Raw genomic sequence first — 207 nt, forward strand, 5'->3', positions numbered from 1 at the left:
GAAAATATGATTGCTGCTCAATGAAGCATGATCCGAAAGGCTGCTCTGATACCAACGATCGCCAATGCAAAGACCATCGCCACGGCTTCCGAGCCATACCGTTCCTTGGGCATCTTCGTTGACGGCATAGATGTTTGAATGGAAGAAACTCTTCTTCCCCGTAAACCGAAGATTGGTATCGTACACATACAGTCCGCCCGTGCGGGT

At 49.8% G+C, this 207-nt stretch carries 1 protein-coding gene; it reads right to left on the minus strand.

Annotated elements, in window-relative coordinates:
* Positions 1–186 (minus strand): two-component regulator propeller domain-containing protein (locus tag KB213_RS12740; protein WP_211683639.1); only part of this gene is annotated, 186 nt, incomplete at its 3' end.
* Positions 187–207: the final 21 nt, after the last annotated feature.

Origin of the sequence: Neokomagataea anthophila, assembly GCF_018122595.1 — a bacterium.
In the GTDB taxonomy this organism is placed as follows: domain Bacteria; phylum Pseudomonadota; class Alphaproteobacteria; order Acetobacterales; family Acetobacteraceae; genus Gluconobacter; species Gluconobacter anthophilus.